The sequence below is a fragment of the Shewanella waksmanii genome, assembly GCF_043643685.1.
GTDB lineage: Bacteria > Pseudomonadota > Gammaproteobacteria > Enterobacterales > Shewanellaceae > Shewanella > Shewanella waksmanii_A.
The window spans coordinates 426,217-433,234 of record NZ_JBHZSN010000003.1; the positions used below are offsets into that span (position 1 = coordinate 426,217).

The 7,018-nt window shown below is 48.2% G+C and carries 3 protein-coding genes; all 3 read left to right on the plus strand.

The features are described 5' to 3' along the window. Positions 1-5: 5 nt before the first annotated feature. A complete protein-coding gene (locus ACHUFW_RS06855; RefSeq protein ID WP_394201697.1) occupies positions 6-1,187 on the plus strand; it encodes a uroporphyrinogen-III C-methyltransferase in 1,182 nt (393 codons plus the stop codon). After that, entirely contained in the window at positions 1,184-2,362 is a 1,179-nt protein-coding gene (locus ACHUFW_RS06860; RefSeq protein ID WP_394201698.1) for a heme biosynthesis HemY N-terminal domain-containing protein, read from the plus strand. Before ACHUFW_RS06855 ends, ACHUFW_RS06860 begins: the two co-directional genes overlap by 4 nt. A 295-nt stretch (positions 2,363-2,657) precedes the next feature. Continuing rightward, a partial coding sequence (locus ACHUFW_RS06865) for a retention module-containing protein (protein WP_394201700.1) occupies positions 2,658-7,018 on the plus strand: 4,361 nt, incomplete at its 3' end.

A 7,018-nucleotide genomic window follows, 5' to 3' on the forward strand; every position in this document is an offset into this window, starting at 1 on the left:
ATTTCATGGACAATAAAGATCAAGACAGTACTGTTGAATCCAAAAGTGATGTGCAAACCAATACCAATGAAGCGTCTCCTACGGTGGCAGTTCAAGAAGTGAAGCCAGAGGTGGTCAATGAAGCGCCACAAGCCGCAGTGCATCAAGAACAACCTGCTGCAGACATCTCCAAAAAAGGGGTTTCATGGGGCGTATTTTTTAACTTACTGCTGATTCTAATCTTGGCATTTACCGCCTCCGCTGGCGGCTATTTCTTATATCAAGAACAGAACAAACAACTCACGCGCTCTAACGAGCTAGCTGAGCAAGTTAAAGTCGCAATCAGCGATCCCGCTAAACGAATTACTCAGCTCGAACAACAGCTACGCCAAGCGCAACAGCAAAATGTTCAAGCTATGCAACAAGTAGAAGACGAGCAGCAACAACTACAACAGCGCATTGAAAAGCTAGCGTTAAGATCTCCTAACCATTGGATGGCAGAAGAAGCCAAATACCTAGTTCGTATGGCGGGTAATAAGCTGTGGCTTGAAAACGACCCGCGCACCGCGGCAAGTCTGTTAACCGCGGCTGATGAACGCATCGAGTCGATGAAAGACCCCGCTTTAATGCCGCTACGAAAAGCCTTGGCCGCAGACATGCGCGCTGTCGGTGCAGTAAAGTCCACTGATGTAGCAGGAACAGCACTGACCATTGATAGTATCATAGAAAATATCCATAAACTGCCACTTAACCGTGCCGATATCGATGAGCAGCATACCAGCGACAATCTCAATCAAATGACCGACTCTATCGACGATTGGCGCAGCAATTTGGCTCATTCATGGCAAGCATTACTTGAAGAGTTTGTGGTGATTCGCAAGCGTACCGCCGATCATGGCCCACTGCTTGCCCCAGATCAGCAATGGTATTTGGTGGAGAATATCAAGAGCAAACTTTTACAATCGCAACTCGCCTTATTTAGGCAAGATGAAGTGAACTATCGTCAATCGATTCGTTTAGCCAGACAATGGGTATTTCAATATTTTAACCTCAAAGATGCAAAAACAGAGGAAACGCTAGCCGCATTGGACGCACTTGCGACCTTAGAGCTACAAACGCCTAGTATTAGCCACTTCTCATCCACTGCGTTATTACAACAGCTGGTCAATCACGGCAACTTACTTACCACAGAGGAGAACTCACTATGATGAGAGCACTGTTCTATCTCATTGTGGTGCTGCTGGGTCTGTGCATAAGTCCTTATTTAGCCGGGGCCAACGGTTACGTATACTTAGCCTTTGGTGACTATGAAGTAGAAACCAGCCTAGTTTTCGCTATTTTAGCAGCAATTGTATTTTATACCTTATTGCAGCTGGTTGAGTGGGTAGCAGTATTTCTAATTAACTTGCTCCTTAGTAGTCGGCTATTACCAGAGCGCTGGCGCCGAAAAGCGGCACGTAAATACACGTTAAACGGTGCACTATCCTTGGCAGAGGAAGACTGGCCAGCAGCAGAAAAAGCCATGGTAAAAGGTGCCGAGAAAGGAGAGATTCCGACCCTTAACTTACTGGCTGCTGCTCGCGCAGCACAGCACCAAGGCAACTCAGAACAACGCGACCAATATTTATTTGAAGCTGATAAAGAACCACTCGCCAAAAAGGCAGTGGCGACCACTCGAACACGTTATCTCATGCAGCAAGGTAAACTGGATGAGGCACGAACAGCTCTTGATGACCTTAATCCCTCAAGTAAAAGTAAATCACCTATTTTGCAACTTGCATTAGACTTATATCGTCATCAACAAGATTGGAAAGCAATAAAGCTGTTACTACCTATCATCAAGAAACGGCAGTTGCTTTCTGATGAGCAGTGGCAAGCACTGGCTTTGCAAACCAACACCAGCATGTTAACAAGTGCAATGGCAATAAATGAACAGGAACTGGATAAGGTTTGGCATTGGTTAAGTCGAAATGAGCGAAAGCAAAGTGAAAACCTCGCGGCTTACGCCAAAGGACTTGCCCTTTATGAGCGTAAGGCTGAAGCAATGAAACTGGTTTTTAAACCATTAAAAAGCCAACCTCACCCCAACCTATTTGACGCCTTATCAGAGCTAATTGATGCCAGTGATTTAGACGTCAGAAAGAACCTCTTCGCACTCGAAAAACGATACGGTGACAACCAAGACTATCAGCGCTGCGTTGCCAATGTCTACAACCGTAGTAAAGAGTATCGGCAAGCAAAAGAGTGGTGGTTAAAACTGTGTAAGAGCGAACAATCAAATACCCATGAAAAAGCGGATTGGTTAGCGCTAGCCGAAGTTTATGAACACTTAGGTGAACAAAACTCAGCACTACAAGCCTACCGTCACGCAGCTCAACTTTAGCGAGCTGTTTATACTTTTTTCTGCTAAAAAATCCACCTTTAGGTGGATTTTTTTTAATTCTCCCCCCTCCTATCTCTATCGCCTTAAAAAAACATTCCCCATCTCAACTGCTTAGTTCAAATCACTCATCAAGCTGCAATTCCTCAACAATTGCGGCGCTAAAAGAGCTCTGTGTCACTAGTTTGACTCTCATTCAAAGCCAACCAAACTTTATAGTGTCTGAATCCAACTAGAGGTAGGTTGATGGGTTGCTAAACCTTCCTTTTTTGGAGCCATTAAAAGTAGGGATAATATTATGGGTGTCTCAATTGCAAAAGAAGATGCTGTTGTCACTAATCTCGTTGGACAACTCAAAGCTAAAGATGAGCAAGGAAATATAAGAGATCTAAGTATTGGTGATCTTATCCGCACTGGAGAGCAGTTAATATTTACAACAGGCACTAAGTTCAATCTTGAGTATGCTGATGGCACACGAATTACTGAGATGAGCCTTGCTGAGCCCCCCCTGCAAACAACGACTACACCTAACACTATTCCACTCCCCGAAACCGGCGAGCAATTGGCTACATCACCAGTTGCTATTGATGATGAAATTGCCGCCTTACAGGCACAAATTTTAGCCGGCGACGACCCTACAGCAGAGCTGCCAGCGACAGCTGCTGGTACTGCAGCAGGTGGTAGCGGTAATGAAGGTGGCTCTGATTATATTGCCCTAGATAGAAATGCAGACGAGACCATCGCTTCAAGTGGATATGATACAGCAGGTTTTACCCAACCTGCGGACACAACGTTAGATGAGGAAATTATATCAGAGTTAGATCCTGCAGCCCCTAGTCTTACCATTAACAATGTAACCGTTTCTGAACAAGACTTGCCCCAAGGTAGCGCACCACAGCCAAGCGCTGTCACGCAAAACAATAACCTTTTTCTTACCGCGGAAGCAGGCGTATTTTCACTGTTTATCAATAATGTGGCAGTAATTTTAGACGGTAACTTTGTCGGCCCTGTGACTATCACCACCGCCTTTGGTAGCTTTACCGCCAGTAGTTTTGATGCGACAACAGGCGAGCTAAGCTATAGCTATACCCTGAATTCCGCTGCCGAGCACACTGCAACAGACCAAGTATTAGAAACATTAACCGTCGTGCTAACCGACCTGGTCGGCAATAGTGATTCTGGCGCGGTAAACATCACCATCGTTGATGATGCCCCAGTTGGCAATGATGACAATAATCAGGTCACTGAAGACAACCAAAACAGTACATCAGGTAATTTGCTGCAGAACGACACTCAGGGAGCAGATAGTGCAACCGTCTCACAAATAACCAATAGTATCGGCCAATCCCTGGCCGTTAATGGTGCTACTGAAATTTCAGGTAACTTTGGCACCTTAGTTGTCGAAGCTGATGGCAGCTACAGTTATACCCTAGCTAGCCAACAACAAAACGTTCAGTCTTTGGCGCAGGGTGAGCAGCTTACCGAAAGTTTTAGCTATCAATTACTCGATGCCGATGGTGACAGCGTTACCGTAAATCTCAGCATCTTGATCACCGGAAGCAATGATGCCCCACAAATCACACTTACATTTGATGGTGCCGATGAAGGCACCGTCATTGAGTCAGGCAACCTTGATGATGGTAGTTTTGTTGCTGGTACGGCAACAGTCAACGGTGCACTAACAGGCAGCGATGTTGATAACGGTGCAGTCATTACCTGGTCAGGTAGCGCAACCGGAAGCTACGGTAACTTTAATATCGATGCCAACAGTGGCCAATGGAGCTACAGCTTAGATAATCAGTTGGCTGATAGTTTGGCAGAAGGTCAATCCGTTACCGAGCAATTTTTAGTAACCTTAACCGACGAGTTCGGCGCGACCGACACACAGCTGATTACCATTACTGTATTAGGTACCAATGATAGCCCAGTGATAACCTCAAGCACCCAAGATGCTCAAGGCACTGTGGTCGAGGCCGGAAACTTAGATGATGGAACCTTTGTTCCCGGTACTCCATCGACTGGCGGCGTGCTAACTGCCAGTGATGTTGACGATGGTGCCAGTTTAAGCTGGTCAGGAAGTGCCGTTGGTAACTTTGGTAGCTTTACTGTTGAAGCCGCAACCGGGATCTGGAGTTATACCTTAGACAACCAGGCCGCAGATAGTCTCGCTGAAGGAGAAGTGGTTCAAGAACAGTTTTTAGTCACTGTTATCGATGAATTTGGCGCCACCGCAACACAATTGGTGACTGTTACCATCGAGGGCACCAATGACAGCCCGGTGATCACTTCCACTGCTCAAGACGCCACTGGCACAGTCACTGAATCAGGAGTAGATGAGCAAGGTAATCCTACTGGCATCGCCACTGCTACAGGCTTACTTACTGCCAGTGATGTAGACAACAATGCATTCTTAACGTGGAGTGGTAATGCTACAGGTGATTACGGAAGCTTCAGCATTGATGCCCTCACCGGAGAATGGGTCTATAACCTAGACAATGATTTGGTAGACGAACTTGCCTTGGGCGAGACCAGAATCGAGCAGTTCCTTGTTACCGTTACCGATGAATTTGGCGCCACCGATACTCAGCTAGTCACGATTACGATTGAAGGTACCAATGATATACCAAGTCTCACAGTGGATGCTGTCGGTAGCGTCACTGAGGATGCTACCGACCCCAACCTCAGTGATAGCGGTGCCCTGAGCTTTACCGATGTGGATGTCATTAACACCCATAGCGTGACGGAGAGCTATAACAGTGATATCAGCTGGAGCGGCGGCGATCTGACATCAGTATTGTCAGCAGCGCAGATCCAAAGCTTGATTGATGGCTTTAGCGTCGACAGTGACAGCTGGGATTACTCAATCCTTAACTCACTGGTGCAGTTCTTAGCAGAAGATGAGAGCATTAACTTAAGCTTTGATGTCAGCGTCACCGACAACAACGGTATCAGCGACACCAAGACCGTGGCCATCACCATCAACGGCACCAATGACCTGCCAGTACTCACCGTGGATGCAGTCGGCGGCGTCACAGAGGATGCCACCGACCCCAACCTCAGTGATAGCGGCGCCCTGAGCTTCACCGATGTCGATGTCAATAACACCCACAGCGTCACCGAGAGCTATAACAGTGATATCAGCTGGAGCGGAGGCGACCTGACATCAGTACTGTCAGCGGCGCAGATCCAAAGCTTGATTGATGGCTTTAGCGTCGACAATGACAGCTGGGATTACAGCATTCTCAACTCGGTGGTGCAGTTCCTCGCCTTAGGTGAGAGCATTAACTTAAGCTTTGATGTGACTGTCACCGATAATGATGGCGGCAGCGACACCAAGACGGTGGCCATCACCATCAGCGGCACCAATGACCTGCCAGTACTCACCGTGGATGCTGCTGGCGGCGTCACTGAAGATGCCACTAATCCCAACCTCACTGACAGCGGTGCCCTCAGCTTCACCGATGTGGATGTCAATAACACCCACAGCGTCAGCGAGGTCTATAACAGTGATATCAGCTGGAGCGGCGGCGACATTACATCAGTACTGTCAGCGGCGCAGATCCAAAGCTTGATTGATGGCTTTAGCGTCGACAGTGACAGCTGGGATTATTCAATCCTTAATTCTGTGGTGCAGTTCCTCGCCTTAGGTGAAACCATCACGCTCAGCTTTGATGTAACAGTCACCGATAATGATGGCGGCAGCGACACCAAGACCGTGGCCATCACCATCAACGGCACCAATGACCAGCCAGTACTCAGCGTGGATGCTGCTGGCGGCGTCACTGAAGATGCCACTGACCCTAACCTTAGTGACAGCGGCGCCCTTAGCTTCACCGATGTCGATGTCAATAACACCCACAGCGTCAGCGAGGTCTATAACAGTGATATCAGCTGGAGCGGCGGCGACATTACATCAGTACTGTCAGCGGCGCAGATCCAAAGCTTGATTGATGGCTTTAGCGTCGACAGTGACAGCTGGGATTATTCAATCCTTAATTCTGTGGTGCAGTTCTTGGCCTTAGGCGAGAGCATTAACTTAAGCTTTGATGTGACTGTCACCGATAATGATGGCGGCAGCGACACCAAGACGGTGGCCATCACCATCAACGGTACCAATGATGACCCAGTGCTCAGCGTAGATATGGTCGGCGGCGTCACTGAGGATGCAACCGACCCCAACCTCACTGACAGCGGCGCCCTGAGCTTCACCGATGTCGATGTCAATAACACCCACAGCGTCACCGAGAGCTATAACAGTGATATCAGCTGGAGCGGAGGCGACCTGACATCAGTACTGTCAGCGGCGCAGATCCAAAGCTTGATTGATGGCTTTAGCGTCGACAATGACAGCTGGGATTACAGCATTCTCAACTCGGTGGTGCAGTTCCTCGCCTTAGGTGAGAGCATTAACTTAAGCTTTGATGTGACTGTCACCGATAATGATGGCGGCAGCGACACCAAGACGGTGGCCATCACCATCAACGGCACCAATGACCTGCCAGTGCTCAGCGTGGATATGGTCGGCGGCGTCACTGAGGATGCCACTAACCCCAACCTCACTGACAGCGGCGCCCTGAGCTTTACCGATGTCGATGTCAATAACACCCACAGCGTCACCGAGAGCTATAACAGTGATATCAGCTGGAGCGGCGGCGACAT

Coding starts and splice junctions, on each gene's coding strand:
- ACHUFW_RS06860 (WP_394201698.1), top strand. CDS start 1,184: ATGATGAGAGCACTGTTCTATCTCATTGTGGTGCTGCTGGGTCTGTGC.
- ACHUFW_RS06855 (WP_394201697.1), top strand. CDS start 6: ATGGACAATAAAGATCAAGACAGTACTGTTGAATCCAAAAGTGATGTG.